Source organism: Streptomyces sp. NBC_00775 (assembly GCF_036347135.1).
Lineage (GTDB): Bacteria > Actinomycetota > Actinomycetes > Streptomycetales > Streptomycetaceae > Streptomyces > Streptomyces lutosisoli.
Genome location: NZ_CP108938.1, coordinates 4820266 through 4846211, shown reverse-complemented (window position 1 = coordinate 4846211; position 25946 = coordinate 4820266). Strand labels below are relative to the sequence as shown.

General features: G+C 66.4%; 20 protein-coding genes. 14 read left to right on the top strand and 6 right to left on the bottom strand.

Going from position 1 to position 25946, the window contains the following annotated elements:
- Positions 1-75: 75 nt before the first annotated feature.
- Positions 76-870, bottom strand: a complete 795-nt coding sequence (locus OIC96_RS21485) for a hypothetical protein (RefSeq protein ID WP_330306281.1) — start codon at positions 868-870, stop codon at positions 76-78.
- Positions 867-2285: an AAA family ATPase gene (locus tag OIC96_RS21480; RefSeq protein ID WP_330306282.1), complete on the bottom strand. Its 1419-nt coding sequence runs from the start codon at positions 2283-2285 to the stop codon at positions 867-869. The genes OIC96_RS21485 and OIC96_RS21480 overlap by 4 nt, the downstream gene beginning before the upstream one ends.
- 161 nt (positions 2286-2446) lie before the next feature.
- Between OIC96_RS21480 and OIC96_RS21475 the strand changes: the two genes are divergently transcribed.
- From OIC96_RS21475 to OIC96_RS21465, 3 genes are read left to right on the top strand one after another with little or no spacing between them, the layout of a single operon-like run.
- On the top strand, positions 2447-5353 hold the full coding sequence (locus OIC96_RS21475; RefSeq protein WP_330306283.1) for a DEAD/DEAH box helicase family protein: 2907 nt from the start codon (positions 2447-2449) through the stop codon (positions 5351-5353).
- On the top strand, positions 5350-6831 hold the full coding sequence (locus OIC96_RS21470) for a restriction endonuclease subunit S (protein WP_330306284.1): 1482 nt from the start codon (positions 5350-5352) through the stop codon (positions 6829-6831). Before OIC96_RS21475 ends, OIC96_RS21470 begins: the two co-directional genes overlap by 4 nt.
- Positions 6828-8429 (top strand): class I SAM-dependent DNA methyltransferase, encoded by a 1602-nt coding sequence (locus OIC96_RS21465; RefSeq protein ID WP_330306285.1) that lies wholly within the window; start codon positions 6828-6830, stop codon positions 8427-8429. Before OIC96_RS21470 ends, OIC96_RS21465 begins: the two co-directional genes overlap by 4 nt.
- 413 nt (positions 8430-8842) lie before the next feature.
- On the opposite strand, the gene OIC96_RS21460 is transcribed toward OIC96_RS21465, so the two are convergent.
- The gene (locus OIC96_RS21460; protein WP_330306286.1) at positions 8843-9793 is read right to left on the bottom strand and encodes a hypothetical protein; all 951 of its coding nucleotides are present in this window, start codon (positions 9791-9793) and stop codon (positions 8843-8845) included.
- Positions 9794-10060: 267 nt separating this feature from the next.
- Between OIC96_RS21460 and OIC96_RS21455 the strand changes: the two genes are divergently transcribed.
- Together OIC96_RS21455 and OIC96_RS21450 are read left to right on the top strand one after the other, a co-directional pair.
- Complete coding sequence (locus OIC96_RS21455) at positions 10061-10516, top strand: hypothetical protein (protein ID WP_330306287.1); 456 nt, start codon at positions 10061-10063, stop codon at positions 10514-10516.
- 529 nt (positions 10517-11045) lie between these two features.
- Complete coding sequence (locus tag OIC96_RS21450; protein ID WP_330306288.1) at positions 11046-11354, top strand: hypothetical protein; 309 nt, start codon at positions 11046-11048, stop codon at positions 11352-11354.
- A gap of 162 nt (positions 11355-11516) precedes the next feature.
- Here OIC96_RS21450 and OIC96_RS21445 read toward each other — a convergent pair whose 3' ends face one another.
- Positions 11517-14339 carry an N-6 DNA methylase gene (locus OIC96_RS21445; protein ID WP_330306289.1) on the bottom strand — a complete coding sequence of 941 codons (2823 nt, stop codon included), beginning with the start codon at positions 14337-14339 and terminating at the stop codon, positions 11517-11519.
- 209 nt (positions 14340-14548) lie between these two features.
- Here OIC96_RS21445 and OIC96_RS21440 point away from each other — a divergent pair, with 209 nt between their 5' ends.
- Positions 14549-14719 carry a hypothetical protein gene (locus tag OIC96_RS21440; protein ID WP_330306290.1) on the top strand — a complete coding sequence of 57 codons (171 nt, stop codon included), beginning with the start codon at positions 14549-14551 and terminating at the stop codon, positions 14717-14719.
- A 296-nt stretch (positions 14720-15015) separates the two neighbouring features.
- On the opposite strand, the gene OIC96_RS21435 is transcribed toward OIC96_RS21440, so the two are convergent.
- Both OIC96_RS21435 and OIC96_RS21430 read right to left on the bottom strand, forming a co-directional pair.
- Complete coding sequence (locus OIC96_RS21435) at positions 15016-16689, bottom strand: DUF262 domain-containing protein (protein WP_330306291.1); 1674 nt, start codon at positions 16687-16689, stop codon at positions 15016-15018.
- A gap of 370 nt (positions 16690-17059) precedes the next feature.
- Positions 17060-17734 (bottom strand): hypothetical protein, encoded by a 675-nt coding sequence (locus OIC96_RS21430; RefSeq protein ID WP_330306292.1) that lies wholly within the window; start codon positions 17732-17734, stop codon positions 17060-17062.
- Between the two features lie 988 nt (positions 17735-18722).
- Here OIC96_RS21430 and OIC96_RS21425 point away from each other — a divergent pair.
- The 8 genes from OIC96_RS21425 (at position 18723) to OIC96_RS21390 (ending at position 25826) form a co-directional block, all read left to right on the top strand.
- Complete coding sequence (locus OIC96_RS21425) at positions 18723-18893, top strand: hypothetical protein (protein WP_330306293.1); 171 nt, start codon at positions 18723-18725, stop codon at positions 18891-18893.
- A 60-nt stretch (positions 18894-18953) separates the two neighbouring features.
- Positions 18954-20159 (top strand): hypothetical protein, encoded by a 1206-nt coding sequence (locus OIC96_RS21420; protein ID WP_330306294.1) that lies wholly within the window; start codon positions 18954-18956, stop codon positions 20157-20159.
- Positions 20156-21448 (top strand): MFS transporter, encoded by a 1293-nt coding sequence (locus OIC96_RS21415; protein WP_330306295.1) that lies wholly within the window; start codon positions 20156-20158, stop codon positions 21446-21448. The genes OIC96_RS21420 and OIC96_RS21415 overlap by 4 nt, the downstream gene beginning before the upstream one ends.
- Positions 21449-21458: 10 nt before the next feature.
- On the top strand, positions 21459-22382 hold the full coding sequence (locus OIC96_RS21410; protein ID WP_330306296.1) for a JmjC domain-containing protein: 924 nt from the start codon (positions 21459-21461) through the stop codon (positions 22380-22382).
- On the top strand, positions 22382-23338 hold the full coding sequence (locus tag OIC96_RS21405) for an aKG-HExxH-type peptide beta-hydroxylase (protein ID WP_330306297.1): 957 nt from the start codon (positions 22382-22384) through the stop codon (positions 23336-23338). The genes OIC96_RS21410 and OIC96_RS21405 overlap by 1 nt, the downstream gene beginning before the upstream one ends.
- Positions 23339-23588: 250 nt before the next feature.
- The gene (locus tag OIC96_RS21400; protein WP_406501877.1) at positions 23589-24296 is read left to right on the top strand and encodes a restriction endonuclease; all 708 of its coding nucleotides are present in this window, start codon (positions 23589-23591) and stop codon (positions 24294-24296) included.
- A gap of 199 nt (positions 24297-24495) precedes the next feature.
- On the top strand, positions 24496-24642 hold the full coding sequence (locus OIC96_RS21395) for a hypothetical protein (RefSeq protein ID WP_330306299.1): 147 nt from the start codon (positions 24496-24498) through the stop codon (positions 24640-24642).
- Between the two features lie 182 nt (positions 24643-24824).
- A complete protein-coding gene (locus OIC96_RS21390; protein WP_330306300.1) occupies positions 24825-25826 on the top strand; it encodes a slipin family protein in 1002 nt (333 codons plus the stop codon).
- The last annotated feature ends 120 nt before the right edge of the window (positions 25827-25946 follow it).

The window sequence follows — 25946 nt, the reverse complement described above, 5'->3', positions numbered from 1 at the left end:
AAGGCATGGCCTGGTCGTAGGTTCAGCACTGTGGGCGGCGACGCAGCATAAGAACTGATCTCCGGAGAGCGGCCATTAGGCGCCCTTCGCCGGTGTCGGCTGCAGAGGGAACTCGATCAGCGTCGCCGCGCGCAGTTCCTCGTTCCGCAGCAGGGAGAGAACCTCAGGCGGCTCGTCGCTCATGACCAAGGCTGCTCCCGGGAGCACGGCTTGGCGCAGCATTGCCTGCCACACGTCGGCGAACGGCTGCCCCTTCAGTACGTCGAGGGCATCGCGCTCGGCCTCTGTGTCTCCCTGTTGCCGGGCTCGGCCCCAGTCTCTCACCACACTCCGAATGTTGAGCTGCGCCAATTTCCGGCCGGCTATCAGGCGTCTCTCGGGCAGGTTGAGGCCGAGCACGTTGACGGTCGTCCGTCCCCTGTCCGTCTCACCGCGGTACTTGCCTTCCCTGAGGTTCAGCAGCAAGTGGTCGAACGGGTCGTCCCGGGTCGGGTCGATCAACGAGGGTTCACCGGTCTCTTCGTCGCACTCCCACCAGTCCCGCTTGTATGTGCTGTTGCACGGGCCGCACACCAGAAGGTGGTTGGGCCAGAAGAAGGTCTTGAGCGCGTCGTGTTCCCGTGGCTCGAAGTGCTCGATGTCGGTCGCGGTGAACCCACCGCAGTACATGCAACAGCCGAGGACTCCTGGGGCCATTCTGAGGAGCACCGCACGCAGCCCCTGCTTGACCTCGTCCTCGTCCTTCCACAGGTTGTCCGCGTATTTCTTGCGCGCACCATTTGCTACGTCCCTGAGCCTGATCCGCCCCGTGAGCACTGTCATCCGTGCGATGACGGCCTCGGGTAACCCGAGGCGTTGAATCGGGATCACGCGTCGCGCTCCCGGGACAGCCGGTACCGCTCCATCACTTCATCGACGCGGGCCACCGGCGAACTGGAGAGGCGCTCGCGCAGCCGCAGGTACTCCTCGGTCTGCTCGGCATCGGCCCGCCCGAGCAGAACGTCATACTCCAACTCAGCCAGTCTGTCCCGCAGATGACGCGCCTCGTCGGAATACGGCGAGTCCAGGCCGAACAAGTCCGAGAGCGCCGCATCGTCCCCCGTCCCGTACACGATCCGCCCGTACAGATCTCTGTCCACTACCTGTGGCGGCCCCTGCTCGCCCGTCCCCGGCAGCCGGATCAGCCCGCCTGGGTCCGCTGCCTGGCAGACGTACGGGCTGTGAGTGGTGACGATGAACTGGATTGCCGGGAAGTGCGCGGTGAGCCATTGCCCGATGCGCTTCTGCCAGGTCATGTGCAGGTGCGCGTCGATCTCATCGATGAGTACCACGCCGGGATGCGGCAGTACGACCGTGCCGCCGGCCCGTTCCTCGAACGCGAGGACCCCGTATGCCGCGTGCATCTGCCGGACGATGTCCAGGACCAGGGCGACCACAGTCCGCTGCCCGTCGCTCATCCGCCGCAGCTCGATCCGGGCGCCCTCCGGGCCGCTGTCACCCTGGCGCCGCAGCCACATCCCGTCCGAGTCCACGTCCTCGATGCGGTAGCAGTCCGGCAGCAGAGCGTCGCCGCCGTCGCCGTCGTTGAGCAGCCTGAGTACCCCAGCCTTGAGCTCGCCGATCCCAGGGCGCGCCTCCAAGGTGCGCAGGTGGAGGGAGAGCAGCCAGTCGAAGGCCTCGGTGAGGGCCGACTGTTCCTCAAAGAGGGTGCGCAGTGCGGTGGCCCGATCCAGCTGCGGCGGAGTGCGCTCGTAAAGGCCGGTGCCGGTGAGACGTCGGAAGGGTCCGTAGGCTGCACAGAACCAGCCGGGTGGCGGGGCCGAGGACCACAAGGCGGAGGTGAGGGTGCGGGGGGCCGTGAAGACCACTTCGGTGGGCGGCTCGAAGTCTTCTGTGGGCTCGTCGAAGAGGCCATCGTCCTGCTCGGGCCGCCAGTCGAGCCTGACCTCTGCTGGTTCGCCCCCGGCTGGAGCCATCGTGTCGGCGGCCCGGTCCGCGAGGATCTTGGCCACCACAGAGCCGTGGGTGGCCCCGAGGGTCAGGTAGTCCTCCAGCTCCGGTTCCAGCTGGTGTGCGCGGCGTCCCCCGGTCAGCGTGAGCGCGAGCAAGCGCAGCAGGGTGGTCTTGCCCGAGCCGTTCCGCCCAGCCATCACGGTCCAGCCCGCGTATCCGCCGCCGGGCCGGGTGAAATCGAGGTCGCAGGCGCGCGGTCCGTGGAAACCACGCACCCCGTCAACCCTGAGCCCCGCTACGTACACCGCCCTGCCCTTCCCCTGGCGTGACATCTCGTACGCCGTGTGTGATGTCGCCCACTGTACGGACCGCCGGTGACAGCGGCAGTCCCGGGCTTGATCTTTGCGTACACTCCCGGGCCGCGTACACCGGCTGCTGTAATCGGTGTACGGACAACTGACCGGTCCGCACAGCGACGTACTGGGGAGGGCCCATGAGCGGCGCCGCACCGGAGTGGGCCAGGACAGTGGAAGCGGCCCTGGCCGCCTCGGGCTGGCGGGTCTACGGGCCCGGCGACCGTGAGATAGGTGTCGCCCATGAGGCGGTGCGCTCCCCGGTCTCGCCAGCTCTGGTCCTCTTCACGCTGTACGTACACCGTCAGCTCTGCGGGATTGTCGCCGCCGGTCCCGCGCAGAGCGACGAGCAGGTCCTGCTCGACGCCGCGGCCGAACAGGCCGCCCGGGTCGCGGGCCGACATGCCGACCGGGCGTGGCGAGGCGCCCAGCCCTTGCCGTTCCAGTACGCCACCAACGGCGTCACCTGGCGGTTCCTCAATGTGCTGGACGCCGAACACCTTGACGGTATTTCCGCCCCTGACACCCCTCAGGGCGGTGCTCGCAGCCGTCGTGTATTCGCCCCCCACCAGCCCGCCACGGTGGAACGCTGGATGCGGGAGGCTGAGCGAATGCCGACCGCTCCGACCTTCCGTGCCCGGCTGCGGAAGCTCCCCGCCGTGCGCCTCGACCACAAGCGGCTGCGCTCCGCCCAGTACAAGTCCATCAAGGCGCTGGAGAAGTCCCTCGCCCGCGACGACCAGCGGGCCCTCATCCAGATGGCGACCGGGGCGGGCAAGACGTACACCGTCGTCCAGAGCAGTTACCGCCTGCTGCGCCACGCGCGCGCCCGACGGGTGCTGTTCCTGGTGGACCGTAACAACCTGGGCAGACAGGCGTACAACGAGTACCGGGACTTCGTACCGCTCGGGGCCAAGACGCCCTTGCACGAGCAGATGCCGCTGCGTTTGTTCAGCAAGGGCGCGGTCGCGGACTCGGACAAGATCGTGATCTCCACGATCCAGCGGCTGTGGTGCAAGCTCTCGGGGATCCCCGTGCCGGCCGAGGACGACGAGAGTTTCGAGACCGAGCGGGCCGACCGGCTGGCGGGCCGCGTGGCGTCCGTGAGCTACTGCCCCGACCTGCCGCCCGACCACTTCGACGTGATCGTGGTCGACGAGTGCCACCGGTCGATCTACGGGCGGTGGCGCCCGGTCCTGGAGTACTTCGACGCCCATGTGGTCGGTCTGACCGCGACGCCGATCCAGCAGACCTTCGCCTTCTTCGACAACAACCTGGTCAGCCAGTACACGTACGAACAGGCCGTCGCCGACAGCGTCAATGTCGACTACGACATCTACAAGATCGGCACACGGATCACCCAGCAGGGATCGGTCATCCCCGCGTCGAGCACGGAGGTCCATCCCGACGACACCGTCCAGCAGGTCAACTCGGTCATCGCCAAGGTCCACAAACTGACCCGCGCCGAGCAGTGGCAAACCGTGGAGGAGGACGACCCCTACGCCCGTACCGAGGTCAACCATCGGGTGCGTTCCGGCGACCAGATCCGCCTGGTCGTGGAGACTTTTCGCGACAAACTCTTCACGGAGATCTTCCCGCCGACCGTTGACCAGGAGACCGGCGAGATCCAGAGCCGGGAAATCGTCCCCAAGACGCTCATCTTCGCCCACAACGACCTGCACGCCGACGCCATCGTGGAGGCCGTACGTGCTGCGTTCGGGGCCGGGGACGGCTTCTGCAAGAAGATCACCAGCCAGGCATCCCGCCCCGACAAGGCACTGTCCGACTTCCGCAACAAGCGCGACCTGCGCATCGCTGTGACCGTCGACATGATCGCCACCGGCACGGACATTCCGGCCCTGGAGTGCCTGGTCTTCATGCGGGACATCCAGACCTGGTCGTACTTCGAGCAGATGAAGGGACGCGGCGCCCGCACCGTCAAGGACGCCGATCTGGTGAAGGTCACAGCGGACGCCGTCCACAAGGACCGGTTCGTAATCGTCGACGCGGTGGGTGTCACCGAGCATCCGAAGACCGACGCCCGCCCGCTGGTACGAGACGACGCCGCACCCGTGCCGAGCCTGAGGCGGCTCCTAAACGCCTGCGAGAAGGGCGAACTCCTCCACCCCGACGACATCGCCACCCTCGCCGGCCGCCTCAGCCGTCTCGGACGCCGCCTGGATGAGCGGGGCCGGGCTGCCATCGAGGAGCACCTGGAGACCGACCAGACGTACGAGGGACTGGTCCGCTCCCTGGTCCGGGCCGCCGACACGGAGCAGCCGGCGGTGGTACGCGCCGAGAGTCCGGCGCCGGACGAGCCGGATGAGCTGGACGGGTTCGTGGAGATCGCTGACGCCGTGGGCCTGCTGACCGTGAGTGACGAACTGCGTGCCGCACTCCTCAAAGCCGCCCAGGACAGCTGGCTGCTGATCGACCACCTCAGCGAGGACCAGCTCCTTGAGGCACGCGGCCTCCTGGACGAAGAGGAAGCCCGCAAGGTCGTCGACGACTGGCGGACGTACATGGCCGAGCACGGGGACGAGATGCTGCCGCTGCGGCTCGCCTTTCAAGAACGACGGCCACCCCGCGAGGTACTCCGCGAACTCCGAGAGTTGATCGACAAGGTCCGGGCAACTCGGCGCGAATGGACCGAGGCCAGGCTCTGGAAGGCATACGTTGACCTGGAGATCGCCAGGGGTGTCACGAGGCGGAAGGCCGGACTGGTCGAGTTCCTGTCCGTCATGCGGTACGAGCTCGGGCTCGATGGGAAAGAGTTCCGGCCATATCGCAGTACGGTTGAGCGCCGCCTGGAAGCGTGGCTCGCCCGCCAGGAGACGGCAGGCGTCGCGTTCGACGACCGGCAGCAAGCATGGCTACAGCAGGTCGTGAACGTTGTAGCAGCCAACGCAACGCTCACGGTGACCTCGCTGGACGAGGGCCGACGAGCGGCGGCCGGCGGGTACGGCGACTTCGTAGATGCTTTCAAGGACAGCCGGTGGCAGCCGGGTGAGCTGGTGGACGAGCTGGACAGGGAATTGGGTGCGTGAGCGCAAGCAAGGTTGAGGATGGCGGCGGGGCCGGTGCAGAAGGGCTGCCGGAGGGGTGGGCGTGGGCGGCAGTAGCGGATGTCGGTGACGTCGAACTCGGTCGATCACGCCATCCCGACTGGCACGAAGGCCCCGAAATGCGGCCCTACCTCCGGGTGTCCAACGTCTTCGAAGACCGCATCGACCCGACCGGTATGAAGGAGATGGATTTCTCCGGGGTCTTCGGCAAGTACCGCCTGGAGCCGGGCGACATTCTGCTGAACGAGGGCCAGAGCCCTCACCTCGTCGGCCGCCCCGCCATGTACCGAGGCGAGCCCGCAGACGTGGCCTACACCAACAGCCTCATTCGCTTCCGGGGCAACACCGGGATCTTGCCCGAATGGGCGCTGCTCGTCTTCCGCCAGCATCTGCATTCCGGACGCTTCATGCGCGAGGTCCGCATCACGACGAACATCGCGCATCTGTCAGCGGCACGGCTGAAGGTCGTGGAATTTCCGGTCCCACCTACCGCTGAGCAGCGCCGCATCGCCGCCGCCCTTGCCATCCGCATGGCCCGGCTAGACACCATCGAGCGCACGGTCATCTCCGCCCGCCGCGACCTCGCTGCCCTTCGCAAGGCCGTCCTGCTTGACGCCGTGCCGGAGCCGGAACAGTGGCCTGCTCACTGGACGGCTACGACGACCGGCAGGGCCGGAACCGTCGAGTTGGGTCGTGCCCGGCACCCCGACTGGCACACCGGCCCGAAGATGCGTCCATACTTGCGCGTCGCGAACGTCTTCGAAGACCGCATCGATAGCAGTGACGTCAAGGACATGGACTTCTCTGGGGTCTTCGGCAAGTACCGCCTGGAGCCCGGCGACATCCTGCTGAACGAGGGCCAAAGCCCTCATCTCGTCGGCCGCCCCGCCATGTACCGGGGGATCCCCGAAGGGGTCGCTTTCACCAATAGCCTGTTGCGCTTCCGCGCAGGCAACGACGTGTTGCCCGGCTGGGCGCTCCTGGTGTTCCGCCGCCACCTCCACGCCCGGCGTTTCATGCGTGAAGTGCGCATCACCACGAACCTCGCACACCTCAGCGGGGCCCGTCTGAAGGCTGTTGAGTTCCCGGTGCCGCCGCGTGGGGAACAGCAGCAGTTGATCCGTACGACCAAGCAGCGCCTCGCTGCCCTCAATCGCATCGAACTCGGCCTGGACCGCACCGTCCGGCACAACGCCGCTCTGCGCCGCGCCCTTCTTGCCGAGGCCTTCTCCGGTCGTCTCGTTGCGCAGGACCCGGCTGACGAGCCTGCCGAGGAGCTGCTCAAGCGAATCCGAGTCGAGCGCGAGGCGGCCGAGGCTGATCGAAAAGCCGCTCGGAAGGCAGCTCGCGCTGGACGGAAGGGGAGGGTGGATACCGCTCCTCCACGCCCTATCAGCACGCACGACACCACCCTCACCGATGGTGAACAGACCGCCCTCCCTCTGGAGTTCAGCTCGTGAATCAGGAAGCCCGCCGGCTCGTAGATCGCCTGTGGAAATACTGCAACGTCCTACGTGACGACGGCGTCTCAGCCTCCAGCTACCTGGAGCAGCTCAGCCTCTTGGTCTTCCTGAAGATGGCTGACGAGACGGAGCAGCTCAATGCCCACCGGCCCGACCCGGCCGATCACGAGCACATGCTGCCCACCGCTCCCGAGTGGCAGGGCCGCGGTTGGCCCGAGCTCATCGACCTCGAGGGCGACCCGCTTGAGGAGGCGTACAGCAAGCTGCTCACGGACCTCGGCCGCCGCAGTGAACAGAACGACCACACCACCCTCAGCTTGATCTTCAACCGGGCCCGCAACCACATCGAGAACCCGGCCCATCTCCGCCGCCTGATCGTCGACCTCATCGACAAGGAGAAGTGGCGCAACTCTCGTTCCGACATCAACGGCGCTGCGTACGAGGCATTGATCGCCCGCAGCGCGTCGGACACCAAGGCCGGAGCGGGCCAGTACTTCACCCCGCGCGCGCTGATCGAGTCCATCGTGCGATGCATGCGCCCCACGCCGTACGACACGATCACCGACCCGGCTTGCGGTACCGGTGGCTTCCTGATCTCCGCATACGAATACATCACCCGCGAATACGGTGACGACCTCCCGGACGACGACCTCCACCGTCTCCGCACGGAGTTGATCTGGGGCCACGAGATCGTGCCCGCGACCGCGCGCCTCGCCGCTATGAACTGCCTCCTGCACTCACTCGGTGACCCCACCGGGAAGCCGATCATCGAAGTTGGCGACGCCCTGGCCAAGCCCCCCGAGCGGCCCGCCAGCCTGGTCCTGGCGAATCCGCCCTTCGGTAATCGATCGGGCATCAAGATGTCCGGCAAGGAAGCCGACGCCGAGGTAGACGACCGCGACAACGTGACATACAACCGCCCAGACTTTTGGGTGGGCGAACAGACAACGACCAACAAGCAGCTGAACTTCCTTCAGCACATCGGAACCCAGCTCACCGACAAGGGCCGGGCAGCTGTGATCGTCCCCGACAACGTCCTGTACGAGGGCGGTTCTGGCAGCGTCGGCGATCTGGTCCGCCGCGAACTGCTCACCGGCTACAACCTGCACACCATGCTGCGCCTGCCGGAGAACATCTTCTACGCCGGCGGAGTGAAGGCCCACGTCCTTTTCTTCGAAGCAGTCTCCGAACATCGCACGGACGACGATCCGCCACACACCGCCCACGTATGGACGTACGACCTCCGCACCGGAAGCCGCTTCACTCTCAAGAAGAACCCGATGAAGCCCGAGCACTTGGCTGACTTCGAGAAGCAGGCTTTCGACCCGTCCGACCCAGACCGCAAGCACCGCAAACAGTCCGACCGGTTCCGCCGCCACAATGCCGCAGAGCTCCTGGCCCAGAAGCAGGTGAACCTGGACATCGCCCGCCTCAGCCCCGAGGCGTCGGCGGCCAAGGAGCCCCAGACGTCCATCGACGAACTGACCCGGTCCGTGGCCGAAGACCTTCGCTCAGCCCTGTCCGAGATTGAGGCTTTCGCTCAGGAACTCGGCGTCGACCTCACCACCGTCGACCTCACCACAGTGTCAGAGTGAGGTGAAGTAGGCCGCCCCTTACCCCCGTAGGGATCCGGGGTATGCAGAAGGGTGCGGGGGCCGCGGTGGTGCCGACTGCTGTGTTCGACGGCGCCCGGTCTGGAACTTGTCGGCAAGCGCCACGGGTGCTGTGGACGCCAGTTGGCCGGAGAACGGATGGACCACGGACCAGTACCGGCTGTACGTGGACGGGGTGCATGAGTGCGCGCAGGCCTGAGGCGTCCTGCCGGATCAATTCGAGGCAGCTCTGTTCGCCCACGGCAAGCAGCTGGCCTGATCGAGAAGCACTCACACGGCAAGGTGATGGTGCTCCGCCGAAGTGTGGGCTGCAGCCGGACGGCCCGGACGCTGGCAGTCCCTGGACCTGACGGGACCAGCAACCTCCACGAGGGAGACGAACGGCGGATGGCGTCTTACAGAGCCGCATGCTTCAGTACCAGCGCCAGATCCGCATCAGCCAGGCCCACGCACCCCTGAGGATGCTGGTTCGCCATCGCCTCCAACGTCACCGGATTCTTCCGCAGCGCCTCGGTCGCGTCGGCATGCAATGTCGCGTTGACCAGGTAGGGCTTTTCCGAGCCAGCCGGTGCTGCGTACGGCTCCGAAGACACCTCGGCCATGGCAGCGATCTTCCTTTCCGGTGCTGCGAAGTAGATCCACAACCGGTCACCGGCTCTCATCTCCTTGAGCTTTCGGCCCAGCCACCATCGCCCCCGCCCGGTGTCCACGCCGGCCAGTTTCGACACCCGCGCAGAAGTCGACGGCCCCTCGTCCACGGTGTCCAGCTTTGGGTCCAGGACGTACAGCCACTCCCGGCGTGCCCCGGGAATGCGGTAAATCGCGCGGCCCCCGACCCCAGGCTTCCGCTCCAGGACCTCGTCCCGGTTCAGGTCTCGCAGCAGCGACCGTGCACCCTTGTCATCCGTCTCGAAGCCGTAGCTCTCCAGCGTCTCGATGACGCGGGCCGCGTCCCACTCGCCGCCTTCGGCGGTGATGGCGTTCTCTACAAGGTCCAAACGAGTCAGCGGTGTGCGGTTCTTGGGCCGGCCATGCTTCTCCAGAATCTTGTACAGCTTCGATGGCGACATGCCCGCTGCCACTCCGAGGTTGACGCGGCTTGCATCGGCATCCAGCTTGTCTGCCTGCACGATGGCCAGCTCTCGCCACTCCTCCAGGTGCTGGATCAGCTGACTGGCACGGGCAATGTCCCGCAGCAGCTCCATGAATTTCGCCTCGGCTGACGGTTCAGCCCCTCTCTCGCCGCGCACCGCCGCTATCAACGCCCGGGCGAGCGCATCGGATTTCTCGACGGCGTGCTCCCGTTCCCCGTTGTCCCCGTAAGTCGCTTCGAGTCGCGCCACCATGGTGTCTCCTCGTCTCTCGATTGGAGGCGAGGCTACATCGCAGGGAACCGAAGTCCAACTTCCCCAGTTCAGCTGTTGCTTGGCGCCCTTCGGACAGCTCAACTCACGGTCGGGGAATCCCACGGCTAGCAGTCGGCCTGATCGAGAGGCGCTGACGCCGCAACGTGATGGTGTTCCGCCGACGTGTGAGCTGAGCCGTCTGCACGATCATCTTCGTGGGGAACGAGGGCGCACCCGACACTGGCGCTCGGCTCCGACAACAGCGAGGTGCTCGACCTGCGCATGAAGCGGGCCGCGGTCCGCTTCCTCGGCGGCGACTACCGCCGGGCTCTGCCCGAGTTCGACGCGCTCGCCGGCGTCTTCTCCCGCACCGCCGGGCCCACCAGCGAGAAGGCACGCTCCTGTCGCGCCCAGGCCGCGCACTGCCGGGCCGAACTGGGCCAGGTGACGGTCGCCCTGCAGGAGTTCGAGGCAGTCCTCCGCCAGGTGCGGGCCGTGGACAGCGACGCCTGCGACGAGGCGATCGAACTGCGGCGCGCCATCGGTTTCCTGGAGCTTTCCGAGGGACGACTCGTCGAGGCCCGGCGGATACTCGAACCGCTCCACGACGACATGTGCGTGGTCTACGGTCCCCACGACGAGGACACCGTGGAAATCGCCGAGGCCGTGGCGCGAATCCGCATCACCCTGGACGGTACCCACCGGGAAGCACCGGAGGACTGACCGGCAAGAGCATGCCCCGGACTCAACGGCACATGGATGTGATCGTCCTCGGGAAAGGCAGCCCCCGCTGTTTTGAGCTCTCGTGGGCAGGAGACACCCGGTCATCTCGGAACCGCCACCCGCCCTACACACCCGGCGGAGCTCTGCTCTAGGATTCCTGCCCTGCGCCACACATCACCTGCGCTTCTCAGGTGTCGCGCACAGCCCGGCTCCCTCCCCTTGCGGAAAGGCAGTCATGACTCGCTGGCTCGCTCCCGGACGTCGACGTCGGGCGGGTGCACTGACTGCTCCTGGCGTCTGCGTCACGGCTCTCCTGGTTGCCGGGTGTGATGGGCCAGCGCCTCAGCCCGCGGTCACAGTCACAGCAACTCTTACCGTCACTGCCACCGTAACGGTCACTGCTACTCCGACAGCGCTGGCTTCCGAGGCACCCGCGCCGGAAACGACACCCGCGCCCGTCAAGGCCCACGTTCCGCAGGGGGCGCTGGCCCTGATCGAGTGGCACGATCAGGCCGCGACGAACAAGTGCGTGCAGGTGATGACCGTGTACGAAAACCGGTCCGACACCGCGGTCAACTCGATCACGCAGAAGTTCCAGACCATGTACACACCGAAGCACGCTGAAGGCGAGTACCCGGACTCGGTAGACGGCCCTGACAAGAGCATGACGCAGGTGGCCGGTATCGCGCCGTACAAGACCCGGACCCTGTACTGGGACGTGTGCGCGCCCGAACTTGCCTCCAAGCAGAACCCGCCGCCAGCCGATGGCACTGACTCCTTCATGTCCGAGATCGGAGCGCAGCCCCGATCCTTCACCTGGAAGTGGGTTGAGGAGTAGACGCTGGTCTCTGGCCCTGGTCGCCATGATCTCCGACGGGCCCGTCACCTACTGCGCTAGCAGCGCCGCTACGAGGAACGCCAGTGACCTTGCCCCGCCGGTCCTGGACGGGATGCGATGGTCCCCGGCGCGCAGAGTCCGGTATATGTCTGTCGGTCCTGGTTATTGGGAAGCTGGCACGCCGGAGGCCAGGGCGGCGACAAGGGCGGCGGTGGGCGTGGCTTCCTTGATCATTTCCGATTCGGCCGCTTCGTGGTAGGCCACGAACCGGATGCCTTCGGTTTGCATGCGGTTGTAGTAGTAGCAGTCGCTGTTCGATCCGAAGGCTGCTGGCTGCAGCTCGACCAGGGGAGCGAGTGGGAGCGCGCTGCCGCCCTCGCGGGAGAGGAGGTACAGGCCGTCTTCCTCCAAGGCCACGTTGCTCGGGACCCGCTTCTGTCTGAACGGAGCATTCGGGCCCATGGCCAGGTCCACGTCATGGTGGAATACCCCGTTTCTAATCCGGGCCCCGCCAGCGCGTATGAGGGGAAAGTCCAGCCAGCCGGCACCGATCAGGTTACGCAGGGTGTGCACGTGGCTGGTCAGGATGCCGATCTGCTCCTTGAGGGAGTCCTCGCCCGTCGCTCCCGAGTGGCCACTCCAGGTGTTGCGTAGGTGGATCACCTCTCCCAACAGGTTCGTGACGTCGGTGCTGAGGAGGGTGTCCAGGAAGTCTGGCGGTGCGTCGGCGAAGGCTGTCCGCACCCGTGCTTGCTCATCGGTGTCGGTTCCGGTCAATGCGGTGCGGTACCTCTTGGTGAGGCGTTGCAGCACGATATGCCAGACACCGAGGGTGGCCCGCTCAGAGGAGAGCCCCACTTTGCTGAACTGCGCGGCGAGGGCAGGGAGTTCCTGCTCGAGGCCTGAGCGGTCCTGGAGAAGGGCGGACAGGACGACAGCGGCGTGGAACTCAATGGTGGCGTCCCAGAAGTGGAACATCTGGGCGTGACGGGCGTGGAGGTTGCTGTCGCCTTTGGACTCATAGGCCCACAGGGCACTGGCCATGGGGAAGGGCAGGCTTGCTGCCCATTCGTCTAGATCTGCCGACGGGATGAGACGGCTGGCCTCCCGGTAGATGTCGGAGCGCCTCTTGGGGTCGTTCCAGAGCTCTCTGTGCGAGTCGACAAGGTGACGGCGGGCTGCGGCCAGTGCCCGTTCCGTGCGGGCCATGTCCCGCTGGACAGGTAGGTCCGGCAGGGCGATCAGAAGGTTGTCTGCCATGCGCCAGGCCTGGGTGAGATTGACGGCGCGGGGGCTGACGTAGCTGCCGCTGCCGGAACCGGTGGCCGCCGAGCGCAGTCGCCGACCGAGTGCGGAATTGAGCCAGCCCGCAAGATATTCGGCGTCGACGTGCGTGTCTCTGGTCTGGAGCACGAGGATGCGGTTGTCGGGAGCAACTTCGCCTGGATCCCCTGTCACTGCATCCAGGTGCGGTTCGATGGGGAGGATGAGCGCCGGCTCGCCCGTGACGGATGACAGCATGGCGGGGCGGTCGGCTGCTTTGGCCGAGGGGATGTAGCAGATGTGCTCGGTGAGTTCGGTTAGCCTGGCGGTCTTCCAGCCGTGCTGGGTGAGGTCGCGCAGTGCGCGCGGGGGTCGGTCGGTCCGGAAGACGCGGTCCACGTCGAACATCGTGAGTTGTGAGTTCGCCACGTCCCTCGCGTCCGGTGGCGTCGTGACGTAGCGGGCGTTGCGCCACGCTTCGGTGGAGGCTGTCACCGGCGCCAGCATGGTGAGGGGCGGGACGTGGCGCTGCCCGGGTTTGCCGGTGGCTGCGGTGGTGTGGTGGATGACGCTGACCTGGCGGAACGAGAGATCACGCACCGAGGCTGTCCTGCTGTAGGTCGTCGGCTTCGGTTGCTTCAGGCTTCGTGACAGCTCATCGAGGGCCGCTTCGCTGATCACGCGGCGCTCAAGTCGGCGGGAGTGCGCGTCCTCGTAGAAGCCACGGAGGTCGATGAACTGAACCTTGTGCCAGCGTACCTTGGGCTTGTCGTTGGAGAAGATCAGGGCGAACAGCCGGATGCCTGTGTTCGCGCTGAGTCCTTCGGGCAGAGCGACCACCGCATCCAGGAGATCCTGGTCGAGCAGCCAAGTACGGATCGCGCTGCCACCCGTGTCGCGCAGCGGCCCTGTAGCAGTGAACATGATCCCTCGCCCGCCACCGTCCGCCGGGTCTCGAAGCTTGCTGAGCAGAATCTGGGCGAACAGCAGGGAGGCATTGTTGGGCTGGGGCAGACCTGCGGGGAATCGTCCATCCGGACGTGCGGCCTCAGCTGCACAGTGCGCGAGGCTGTCGCGCCACGACATGTTGTAGGGGATCTCGGCCACCGTGTAGTCGAACTGGCGGCCGGGGAAGGCATCCTTTTCGAGAGAGTTCGACAAGCTGAACGCGGCGTCCGCGCCGACGAGAAAGGCGTGGGCTCGGGCGCGCTGGACGGTGGACGAGTTGACGTCCTGGCCAGCGATGCTGACCGGTGTTCCTGCCTGATCTGCCAGAGTTTTGGCCACATCGAGTGCCAGGGTGGCGGACCCGCATGCCGGATCGTAGAGATGCATCCCATCCATGCGGCTTCCCCGCTCGTATGCGGTCAAGGTGGCTGTGGCAACCTTCACCAGAGACGCAGAGGTGGGGAACTCGTCGTGGTGGTGCACAGGGCGCAGCAACGCCCTTGCGTAGTAACGGATCTGTGCCGGGGTGTAGGTGTGCAGCACCCCCTGTTCGCCTTCTAGTGTGGGATCCAGCGCAGGGTTTAGGTTCCGCACGCGCTGGGCGACACGCTGCAGGACGTCGATTTCCGGCACTGGCAGGCCAGTGGTGCGGGTCCTCCAGTCGACGGCATTCCATAGCAACGTGTCAGCCAGCTCATTGAAAGAGAAGCGGCCCCGGAGGGAGTCGAAGAGCCTCCACAGATGCTGCTCGACCGTCCGCTGCTCGTCCGTCACGGACCCCCCCGGGGTTGTAGGCACGCGGCACCGGTTGACTGGAGCCAGCCTGCTGGCTGTGCTGTTGCGCTGCAAGGGGGTCAACTTACCGAAAGTGCCTCTAAGCGTGTCGGCAGGGGCACTGCACGGACCGCGGGGCCGTTCATGTCGGCGTTGCCCTCGCCTGGTGGCGCCACGAATCGCCGCTACCCGAGGGCGTCACAGCGGCAGTGAAGCAGCACGAGATCGACGCGAGCCGGCGTCCGGGGACGACGACGGAGGCGTCCGCCCAGATCAAGACGTTGAAGAAGGAGGACGCCGAACTCAAGCGGGCCAACGAGATCCCGAAGGCCGCGGCAGTTTCTTCGCGTCAGCTCGACCGGCCGCACACACGCTCGTAGCGTTCATCGACGAGCACCGGGACCGCTTCGGCGGCGTTGAGCCGATCTGAAGGACGCTTACCGGCCCTGGAGCTGACGGTCTTCCAAGGCGGCGCGACGCCGACCACGAGCTTCTCCGGGCGCTTGTTCGTCCAAGGTGAGCAGACGTTCATGCACTTCCCCGACGAGTTGAGCGCCCACCCCGACTGGTCTGCCCAGCTCATCGCCGGCCTGTCCGTGCTTTCCCGAGCCGAGCTCCCTGGATGAGCGAGCAGCCTGCAGGCGCATGAGCTCTGCAGGCTGCTGCCCCTGACTCCTTACAAATCCCACTCATCGGTCAGCAGACCCACGAGCCGCTGCTGCCGCTTCTGCAGCAGCTCCGGCGCCCACTCCTGGTGTTGCAACACCTGACTGGTCAGGGCGAATGTGGACACGCCGTGCCTGCCGGTGAAGTACTTGGCCTTCTTCTCGGTGAAGTCGTAGTTCTGGGCGTAGGCGTTCTTCGTCCGGTTGAGCAGGACGAGGTTGCCCAGCCGGTGCGTCCACCGCCTGCGCTGCTCGTCGGTGAAGTGCCGCAGCCACTGCGATCCCTGCTTCGGGTTCTGCGGGAGCACGTGCTCGACAGTAATCAGGGCATGGTCGTACGAGACTCCGGGCTTCCCGGCCAGCATTTCGTCCAGGCGCAGCAGGATGTACTTGCGGGTCTTGGTGACGAGGTAGATGTCGCCGTCCAAGCGCGTGAGTGTCTCGGCTTTCTCCGCGTCCGTCAGGGCGAAGGACGTGGCGTCCAGGCCCTTGCCAGCGTCGAGTTCCCGCAGGAGGTCCGCGTAACGCATGACGCGGGGAGTCGTGTAGACACGGCGGATAAACATGCTGGCCGACAGCCGCTCCAGTGCGCCGAAGAATCCGTCGAGCCAGGCCGGATCGTCACCGTGGTTACGCAGCGCCCACAGGGCCGCGGGCCGCCAGTCGTTGTTGTCGACCTGCTGAAGGCGTTTGAACCAGGCGTTGACCTGCTCAGCTCCAGAGGCCGCCGCGTAGCTGGCGTCGCGGATCTGCACGTAGGCGTCCGCGTACGGCACGACGACGTTGTTGACGAACGACTCGGCCTTGCCGGGCAGGTAGTGGCTGAGCACCTGCTCGGGAAACTCTTTGAGCAGCTCCCGCTCTGCCCGCTTCATGGCGAACACCATGCGCAGGTGAAGGAAGAGGTCGGCGAAGTCGTCTCGACCCAGGGCCTCCTCCGCATCTTCCCACTTGCGCGCGCACTCCTCTGAGGTCTTCTGGTCCAGAGCGCCGATAATGTGCGACTTGAAGATGTCCGTGGGCGAAAGGTCCATGCCACGGGAGTTCATGACGCTGAAGATGCGGTGCGCACTGTCCAGATCGGGGGTGCTGACGACGACCAGGAAGGTGCGCTCACCAAGCATCTGCACAAGGTCCAGCCGTCGATCCTCCGACCAGTCGGCGAATATCGCGTGCAACGCCTTCGCGTTGCGCAGGACAGCTTTCTGCGCGTCCGTCGGCAGCGTCTCCTCCTTCAGGGTCCGCAGTGCCTCAGTGGCCCCCTTCGTCTGGACGTACTGCTGAAAGAAGCTGGCGTCGCGGATTCGCAGGGTGAGCCTGGGCCTGGGGTCGAGCCGGCGGACCTTGGTGCCGGGCTCCGTGACCAGCTTGTCAAGATCGCTGCGCAGGTCGGGGTCCTCCGTCAGGTCGCGAAGGAGAGCGAGCAGGATGGTCAGGGTGGTGAGGCGCTGCTGGCCGTCGATGACCTCAGCGGGGGCGTTGCCCTTGGCCTTGACGAGGACGATGGAGCCGAGGAAGTACGGCTCGTCCGTCCCCCTGTCCAGCGACTCCTCCAAATCGGTGAGCAACTGGACGGCCTGCTCGACGTCCCAGGCGTACGGCCGCTGGTAGTCCGGGATCCTGAAGTCGTAGTCGCTGCTGAAAACCTTATGCAGGGACACTTCCTGCGCCTCGAGTTGCTGCATGCCCCAATGATGTCGGAGGCGTTGGCGCTGTGTCCCAGGAGTTCTGCGAGCTGCTTCTATGCGTGGGGTCCTGGCCCGGGCGCAGCGACGTCAAGGACGCCGCAAGGGCCGACGCTGGGCAGCGTCGCTGTGTGCAAATTGCAGGCCTTCACGCCACGGCGCCGTCCACCGGCAGCTCGTGACAGGCCGGATCAGGGAGCGCGTGGAGGCGGCAACACGGTCCGGCTGCGGGCCCCGGCGGCACGGAACGTTGGGCGAGATCAGTACGGCAGGCCGCCGATCGTGGGGCGCGTGCTTCCAGCTGGTGGGTGCTCTCGGCGGCGCGACAGCGGCTGTGCCCCAACCAGCCCCGCGCGGGGCACGGTTGTTCCTACGAGGTGAGGTCTGTCCACGGTTCACCCGACGGCCGGTAGACGCAGTCGGCAGTGATGCGAAATACCGGCGACGAATCGTAGTCCATCTTGCCGTTGGCCTCGACGTTCAGTTCGGAACCGCGGAGCGCGATGATGAAGATGCCGCCGGAGACCCGGATCCAGTACACGGACGGGTCGAGCTCTGCGAGAACCTCAAGCTCGGGCAGGCGCAGATAGCGCGGGGCGCTCTTGTCGTATTCAGTGATCAAAGCGTGCAAGTTACGCTGCAGGCCAGCGAGGACGTCACTGGGAACGTGGTGCTTGACCTCGGGCTCCAAGACGCGCGCAAGGTGGTGGTTCCCGCGTCTGGCTGCAATGTCAACAGGCCGCTCTCCAGTGCTGCTCCGCAAGGTGCGCCACGCCCCGTACTCGAGGAGGCCTTGCACAATGTCGGTGGGAGCTCCATGCCACGCGGCCTGGTGGAGCGGAGCGTACCGTTTCTTTCCATCCAGGCGCACGGCGTTGACCCAGCCGTGCTTGTCCCTGGGACTCAGGATGGTGAAGACCCGTCGCCAGTTGCCGTCGCGGGTGGCGTTGGCCAGCTCATCCCGCTGTGCCGCTTCGTCCGAGTGAAGAATAGCCCGGGTCATACGCCCGTCCCACTGCGCGATGTCTTCGAGCTGGTAGTCCATGCGAGCGAGCGTACGGCCGGTGATCACCCTTGCAGGGGCTGTTGAGCAATGCGAGGTGCCGCGGTTGTTGCGGTGTGGGGCGGCGCCAGGGCCTGATCACCTGCGGCTTCGGCGAGAGGACGCCTCTGTGTTGTTCAGGCCCTGCCGCATGAGCTGGGAGTATGCCTCCCGCTCACGCAGCAGGGTCTTCCGCCCGTGAGCCGTCGGGATCTCCCGGATCTTGAAGTCCATCGCATCCCCTGAGCTGGGGTGTTGCGACGACCACTGGAACGAGCGGCGGAATAGGGCCTCTTCGCTTCGAAAGGTCGGTGCGCTGGACGTCCCTTTGTCCCCCGGCCCTGAACTGGAGGCCCGCCCGGCCGGGGCCCAGCCAGCCCGCCGACGGGACCCTCCCTGGGGCCCGGATGGGGCCGGAAGGACAGTGAAACCCCGTGAACGATCACCAAGCCCTGGACACACCCACGCCATCTGACCTGCGCAGACAGCGAAAGCGGGGACAGTCAGGGAAGCTCGAGGTAACGCTCTGGCGTTCTCGTAATGCGTAGGTCTCGGGTTCGAATCCCGAAGGCGGCTCTGTGGAAGCCCCAGAACTCACTCGCCGTGATCTGGGGCTTTTGCTTTTTTCGGATGCGTGCGGCGCATGGCGTCCTTCGAGAGGCCTCACGCCCGTACTGGGCGACCTCGCGTCCCGTCAGCCCGGTCGGCCCGGTCAGCCCCGTCAGGTGGCCCCACGCGTGCTCGCCCACGACGTACGCAGCGGTGAGGCGGCACCACGGGCGGCCGACGGAGTTGCGGAAGTCCGAGCGGGTGGGGGAGGAGCTGGAGGAGGCGGAGAACGCCGCCCCGGCCTGGCGTGACCAGGGCATACGGCCACCATGGAGGCCCCAAGTCCCAGTAAATACAGGGTAGTTGAGCAGAGGGCCTCATTGACCCGGCTTGGTCGCACCGCTTAGCGTCGCGTGAACGCTGTTGTCTGAGAGGAGTCGAGATGGCACTGAGTCACACCCCGGCAACTGGCGCCACTGCTGAAGCACCCACCTATGAGTCGCTGGTGGAGGACGCGCTGCGCGAGCTCTCCGCTGCCGAGTCGGACGCGGTTCTCGAGCCGGTGGGCAGTGGTGACGAGGGTCCCCTTATGGCCTGGTTCGTAGCCACCTGAGTATTTGTGCGGCGGTATCGGGGGTTCCAGCCGCAGGAGACTCCTTCGGCTGGAACTTCCGTGAACCGGAACTTCCGTGAAAACGATCACAGGCCATGGGGGAGACTCTTGAGCGCTGTACGGACCGGCCATGAACTCCAGGATGGCGTCGATTCACTCCTCGACCGGTACGTCGGTATCTCCCCTGACGATCACTGCGTCGTCGCCTTCTCCCCGGAAAGCCGGGAGGCAGCCGCCTGGCTGGTGGCGGGTCTGAAGCAACGAAAGCTCAGCACGCAAGCGGTGGGTATGCGCCCGCTCGTGGACTACGAGTTCGCCCAGCGCCTGAATGCCGCTGTCGCGGAAGCCGAAGCCGGTCCCTTGTCCGGGCGGCTCGTCATTTTCACGCTTGAGCGAGACACGATGTCTCACTTCTCGCCCCTCGCCGAGGTGCTGCGACGGGTCGGTGGTGACCGGTGCATGGTGGTGCGCATCATCAGCGCGTCGCGTGAGTTCTTCGAGAAGGCCCTGAACCTCGGACCGGATGAGCTCAGTGCGCGGAACGCCGCACTGCTGACGCGACTGACCAGGGCGCGAACCCTTCGGATTCGCACGCGCGGCGGTACCGACCTCCGGATCGGCCTCGACTCGGATCGATTCGAGTGGATCAGCAACCGCGGGGTGTGGCGGCCCGGCGGCTTCACCATTCTCCCCGCGGGGGAGATCGCCACCTATCCCGCCCGGATCGACGGCCGCCTGGTGGCGGACGGTGCGCTGAACTGCAACGTCATCACACGGATCGACACCCGACTGGCAGCTCACCCTCTGACGGTCGACATCGCCGACGGGCGTGCCACGAACTTCGAGTGTGCCGACGGCGACGTCCGTGAACTGGTGGAGCTCTGCTTCAGACAACCGCACGGCGTCCAGGTCGGCGAGCTCGGCTTCGGCACCAACGTGGGAATCGATCAGTTCATCTCCGCCAACTCACACATCAACGAACGGCGCGTCGGAGTGCACATCGGGTTCGGTCAGCACAATCAGGACCGTTCCGTGGTCGGCTACGAGGAAAAGGTGCATCTCGACCTCATCACTGATGGCGCGGAGGTCTTTGTCGACGAGGAGTCCTCGCCCATCGATCTGGCCGACATCCCGATGACGGGGGACGAGCACCCCGCGCTGGTGAGAGACGAGGACATCACGGGCGACTGTTGCGGATTCGGTTATGGCCAATTGACCGACCCTGCCACGGAGGCCCCGAAGGCTCCGAAGACTCCGATCGGATGAGTGTGCCCAGCCTGAGCGGGAAGCTGACCGGACGCATGGCCAACAGCGCCATGGGACTGCGCGATTTCCGGTTCCTCTGGGCCGGGCAGGCAGTCAGCGCCGTGGGAGACCAGCTCTTCACCATCGCTGTGTCCCTCAGGGTGATCGAGGTCGGCGGTGACGCCGGCGACGTCGGGATGGTGATCGGCGGCCGCTTCCTTGCCACCGTCCTGTTCGCACTCCTCGGTGGTGTCTGGGCGGATCGTGTGCCCCGGCGCAGGGCGATGATCCTCGCCGACACGTTCCGGCTGGTGGCGATCACCGTGGTCGTGGTGGGAGCGTTCGACACGGCCACCCTCTCACTCGCCGTCCTGACGTTCCTGGTGGGCAGCGGCGAGGCGTTCTTCCGCCCCGCATACGGCGGACTGGTGCCGTCGCTCGTCCCCGAAGATCGGTTGCTCAGCGCGAACTCATGGCGAGGAGCCATGGACAGTGGCGCAGCCGTGGTGGGTCCGGCGCTCGGCGGTGTGATCGTGGCCACCGCCGGGACCCGGTGGGCCTTCGGCGTCAACGCGGCCACGTTCCTCGTCAGCTTGGTGTGCGTCTTCATGGTCACCGAACCGCCGAGGGAACGGCCCACGACTCGTTCCTCCATCCTCGCCGAGACGAGGGAGGGCCTGTCGGCGGTACGCCGCGTTCGCTGGACGTCGGCCATTCTCGCCATGACCGCATTGCAGACCATGTTCGTCGTCGCGCCGCACATGGTGTTGCTGCCGGTCATCACGCAGGAGGAGTTCGGGGGGCCCACGGCCTACGGTCTGGTGATCGCGATGTTCAGCCTGAGCGGTCTCGTCGGCACGATCGTCGTCGGGCGCGTTCCACAGAAACGGCCCGGAACGAGCGCGCTCATCTTCAACGCGCTCTTCGCCACCGTTCCCCTTGTCCTGCTCACCCCCTTCTCCCTCTGGTGGATGGTGGGCGGATATGTCGTGGCAGGACTCGCGATGATGCCCTTCAACGTCCTCCTGCAGACCGCGCTGCAACGCCAGTTCCCGCCGGCCCTTCTTGGCCGCGTGACCTCGGTCGACTGGCTGTGCAGCCTCGCCTTGCTGCCGATCGGTCTCGCCGTCGTGGGGCCTCTGGCGGACGCGCTGGGCCGTACGACCGTCCTGGTCGTCGCCGTGGTGGTGCAACTCGGCGCCTCGGCGGCGGTGCTGGCTGTGCCTGGGGTGCGCGCATTCCATCAGGAGGAACCACCAGCTGTCGAAAATTCGGAGGTAGCCGAAGATGGCAGTAGAACTAGTTCTTGACGACCCGTCCATGCTGGCGTCCATCCGGGACAAGAAGCCGCATGTGAGCCGGAATCTGGGTGGACTGGGCCATGCGTTCTCCACGGAGATCGCGCAGCAACTCCTTTTCGAACGAGGACTGCGCACCCCGTACGTCAGGCTGTGGCGCCACGGCGAGGACATAGGGGTTCGGGGCACCGCCAAGAGCAACGGCGGTGTCGACGAGCGCAGAGTGCTGGCCGGGCTGGCGGATCCGCAGTACGTGGTGTCGGAGATGCGGGCGGGAGCGACACTCGTCTTTCAGGCGATGTCCACGTACTGCCCTGAGGTGGCATCCTTCTGCTCGGACCTGGCCGACGACATCGGATGCCCTGTCGCGGCCAACGCGTTTCTGACTCCACCCCACGCGCAGGGTGCTCCCGTGCATTACGACATGGCCAGCGTCTTCATTCGACAACTGGCCGGTTCCAAGACATGGCGACTTCACGAGCCGCCCAAGCAATGGCCCATCAGGCGTTCAAAGCCGGGCGACAAACCGGAAACTCCCCTGGCTCAAGAGGTCACTCTCCATCCTGGTGACTGCCTCTATCTACCGCGTGGTTACTACCACGAGGGGATCACGGGAGACGACGGGTCCGTTCACATCACCTTCTCCGACGGTGTGGAGGACCACTGGGTCGATGTGCTGCACGACGTGCTGGACCTGGTGGCCGAGCGGACGGAATCGATGCGGGGCCGTCTGCCCGGCAGGTCCGACGCGTTGAGCGGCCAGTCGAAGGGGATCTGGCAAACAGTCAGAGAGGATGTGTCCCGTGCGCTGGAGGATTTGAGCGACGAGATGATATCCGCGTTGATTCTGCGCCGGCTTCAGGCGCGTGAGCAGGAACTGGCGAGGTCGGAAGTCGTCTCGCTCGCCGAGGTCCTGGCAGTGGAGTCGAAGCCTGGTGAAGAGTGATGGAGGCCGGGCGCGATGAAGTGATCCGGGTCGGGATGACGCCGACCGGGACCGTGAGCTTGATACGAAGCTACCAACGGGCGATCTTCAAGCGCCTCGGCCTCGGTCTTCCGGGAGAGCGGACGCCTTCCTGTTTGCACCCCGGTCTGGTGTGGGCGGCGACGCGGGAATCTACCGGGAGCAGTGCCGCTCACCCCGCCGGAACCGTGCCGGATCGCGAGCACATCGCCGACCTGGTGCGTGGTCAGGCCGCCGGCGGGCTCATGCCCGCGCTGGAACACGTCGAGGCCGGATCGCCGTCGTGCCCCGACTGGTGCCTTGGGGGAATCGAAGAACTCCTGACGGACGTTCAACGCCTCACGGGCGCGGATGAAGCCGAATTCGGCGCACCGGACATGAAAGAAGCAACCGGGCACCTGGAGGCAGCTCGGGACACCCTGCGCAGGGTATGGCCGGAGGCCGCTCTGGAAACGGATCTCCTGATCCGCGTCATCGTGTACGTGCGGGCCGGGCCCTTTCGTTCGGCCACGCTTCGACAGACCTTCGGGGCCATCTACCTCGGTACCGAGAGTGTCGAGAGCACCGCTGCCGCTTTCGAGGCGCTCCTGCACGAAACCGGCCACCACGCCCTGTACTTGCGCAACTCCTTCGAGACGTTCGTGACCAACGGCGACGCCCTGGTGACCCACCCACTGCGTCCCGAACCGCGGCCGGTCGCGGGCGCTGTGCACGCCGCGCATGTCCTCGCACGCATGACGTACGGACTCGCCCGATGGGCGGCGGTGGAGGAGACGGCGCCGCCGGAGATCTTCGAGCGACGTGACAACGCGCTGCAACGGCTCCAGCGAACGATCGCGGCACTGAAGCCGGTCGCCGAGTGGACGGACAGAGGCCGGTTGTACTTCGAGGATCTCCTCAAGTGGGAGCAGGAACTGACGGATGCTCGTGACGGCTGACGGCTGACGGCTGACGGCTCGATCCGAGCAGGCGTGGCCGAAAAGGGCTCTCGCTCGCAGCGGGCAGGGAAATCTGACCTAGTGTCAGAGGTGCGTGCGCCAATACCTGTTGTGCGGTCGGAGCGGCCGCGGGCGGGAGCGCCGAGGGGGATACGGTGCCTTGGACCGATCCGTACGTGAGGAACGACGGTACACAACTCCGGGGGCCCGGTCGCCGCGCTCCAGGAGCGTGGTACGAGCTGAGGCAGTGGTGAGCCGTCGGCCGCCGGTGCGGCGGACTCGTCGGTCTCCGAAGCGTGCCCCGACCCTGACGAAACCCAGAGGGCCCCGGCCGTTGGTGCTCGCCATAGTGGCTGCCGCGGGCGCCGGGCTCTGCGTCGCCGTGGGGCAGTGGCTGCTGGGCAACTGGTGGCTGCTCGCCGTGCTCGCCGCCATCGTGGGCGGGGCCGGCGGTCTCTGGCTCACGCAGTGGGCGGTGAGCGCGCGCTGGGAGCGGGTGCACGTGCGGAGGTTGAGGTACAAGCTCCCCCAGCTCGATGGGCTCCACCACGAGGACTTCGAGTTCGCGGTACGGGACCTGATGCGCCGTGACGGCTGTGCGGATGCCGTACAGGTGGGCGGGGCCGGAGACAACGGCGCGGATGTGACAGCGACCGATCCGCTCGGCAGACGCTGGGTGATTCAGTGCAAGCACCGGCAGGACGGGGCCTCGGGATCGCCGGTGGGTACCCCGGATCTGCATGTGCTCAACGGCACCGGCCGACAACTGCATGGCGGGGACGTGGTGGTTCTGGTGACGAACGGACGCTTCACCTCGGGGTGCGCGCCGCTGGCGAAGTCCCAGAAGCTGCATCTGGTCGACCGCGGAATGCTGGGGGAGTGGGCGGCGGGCTCACGGCCGCTCTGGGAGCTGCTTCAGCGGCTGCCCCCGCGGGGTAAGCGGTCGGCGTTGTCCTGAGGACCCGTTGTCGTACCGATCACGGGCCGGCGACCGCCTCGGCGTACCCCTCCCGCAGCTCGCACAGTCCGCACCGTCGGTCGGAGGAGTACGCTCGGGACACCGAGGGTATTTCGCGCACCGGCCTCCATGCTGGTGTCGTTTTCGGCGATTGATGACGCCGGGCCGGTTGCGACCGGTCCGGAGCAGGGTTCGCATCATGACTGCGACCGTTTCGTACGCGCCGATACCTGAGAACCATCCCTCCGCTCCGTCTCTCCGTACGGCGCCGGCTCCCACTGCTGATCTGGGGCCGGAACTCCCCTCGTTGAGAGCCGTGCTCGATCCGCTGCTGATGGCCGACTAGCCAGCCGTACCAGCAGCATCCGCACCGCTCAGTCCGCACCGCTCAGCGATGCGCGCAACCCGCAGCCCAGGACCCCGGCAGCCGCACCACAGAACCGCAGGCAGGCCGGGGTCCTCCCGTGCCGTGTGCTTCCCGGACCGCTCGGGTTCGGGGACACCACCGACGTAAGGAATGTGAGAACCATGGGTGTTCTGATCACTGTGCTGGTGGTGTGCGCCGCGGCCGGACTGGTCCTGCTCGCCATGAGCCTGCGCAACGTCCAGCAGTACGAGAAGGGCGTGGTGTTCCGCTTCGGGAGGCTGCTGCCGGACATCCGCGGGCCCGGCCTGCGCGTCATCCGGCCGATCGGGGACCGGATGCAGAAGGTGTCCGTCCAGACCGAGGTCCTCGGCATACCGCCGCAGGGATCCATCACCGCCGACAACGTGACGCTCACCGTCGACGCGGTCGTCTACTTCAAGGTCATCGACCCGGTCAAGGCCCTGGTGAACGTTCGCAACTACCCCAGCGCCGTCTCCCAGATCGCCCAGACCTCGCTGCGCGCGGTCATCGGCAGGGCTGACCTGGACACGCTTCTCTCCGACCGCGACCACATCAACGCGGAGCTCAAGAAGGTGATGGACGCCCCGACCGAGGAACCCTGGGGACTGCGCATCGAACGCGTGGAGATCAAGGACATCGCCCTTCCGGAGTCGATGATGCGCTCCATGTCCAAGCAGGCCGAGGCCGAGCGTGAGCGCCGCGCACGGGTCATCGCCGCCGACGGTGAGTTCCAGGCGTCCCAGCGGCTGAGTGACGCCGCGGCGACCATGGCCGATACTCCGGGCGCGCTCCAACTGCGCCTGCTGCAGACCGTGGTGGACGTCTCCGCGGAGAAGAACAGCACCCTGGTCATGCCGTTCCCGGTGGAGATGCTCCGCTTCTTCGAGCACCAGAGCCGGGAAACCGATGGCGAGTCCGCGCGCCACCGCCGTACGACTGCCGATCCGCTCCCCGCGCTCCCCGAACTCCCCGAACTGACCATCCCCGCGCCGCCCACCGCGCCCGCCTTCTCTCTGAGCGGAGAGCGGGTCGGCTCCGGCGGAGAGCGGATCGGCAGTCGTACGGCGGTGGCGCGGGAACGGCGGGACAACTGGCCGGCACGGGCGGATTCCGACTTCGGCGCGTCAGATGACGGCGGCTGATCCCCGCCCGGTCCCGGGCGGTCGCTTCGGATGTGCCGCCGCCTGGCGCACGGTCTGGGAGGGGAGCCGGCGGATCTGCACGTGGTGGAGTCACGCGATATGCCACCCCCGAGGGCATAC

Coding starts and splice junctions, on each gene's coding strand:
- OIC96_RS21405 (WP_330306297.1), top strand. CDS start 22,382: ATGGAGGCCGGGCGCGATGAAGTGATCCGGGTCGGGATGACGCCGACC.
- OIC96_RS21475 (WP_330306283.1), top strand. CDS start 2,447: ATGAGCGGCGCCGCACCGGAGTGGGCCAGGACAGTGGAAGCGGCCCTG.
- OIC96_RS21410 (WP_330306296.1), top strand. CDS start 21,459: ATGCTGGCGTCCATCCGGGACAAGAAGCCGCATGTGAGCCGGAATCTG.
- OIC96_RS21425 (WP_330306293.1), top strand. CDS start 18,723: ATGGCACTGAGTCACACCCCGGCAACTGGCGCCACTGCTGAAGCACCC.
- OIC96_RS21395 (WP_330306299.1), top strand. CDS start 24,496: ATGACTGCGACCGTTTCGTACGCGCCGATACCTGAGAACCATCCCTCC.
- OIC96_RS21415 (WP_330306295.1), top strand. CDS start 20,156: ATGAGTGTGCCCAGCCTGAGCGGGAAGCTGACCGGACGCATGGCCAAC.
- OIC96_RS21430 (WP_330306292.1), bottom strand. CDS start 17,734: ATGGACTACCAGCTCGAAGACATCGCGCAGTGGGACGGGCGTATGACC.
- OIC96_RS21460 (WP_330306286.1), bottom strand. CDS start 9,793: ATGGTGGCGCGACTCGAAGCGACTTACGGGGACAACGGGGAACGGGAG.
- OIC96_RS21390 (WP_330306300.1), top strand. CDS start 24,825: ATGGGTGTTCTGATCACTGTGCTGGTGGTGTGCGCCGCGGCCGGACTG.
- OIC96_RS21480 (WP_330306282.1), bottom strand. CDS start 2,285: ATGTCACGCCAGGGGAAGGGCAGGGCGGTGTACGTAGCGGGGCTCAGG.
- OIC96_RS21435 (WP_330306291.1), bottom strand. CDS start 16,689: ATGCAGCAACTCGAGGCGCAGGAAGTGTCCCTGCATAAGGTTTTCAGC.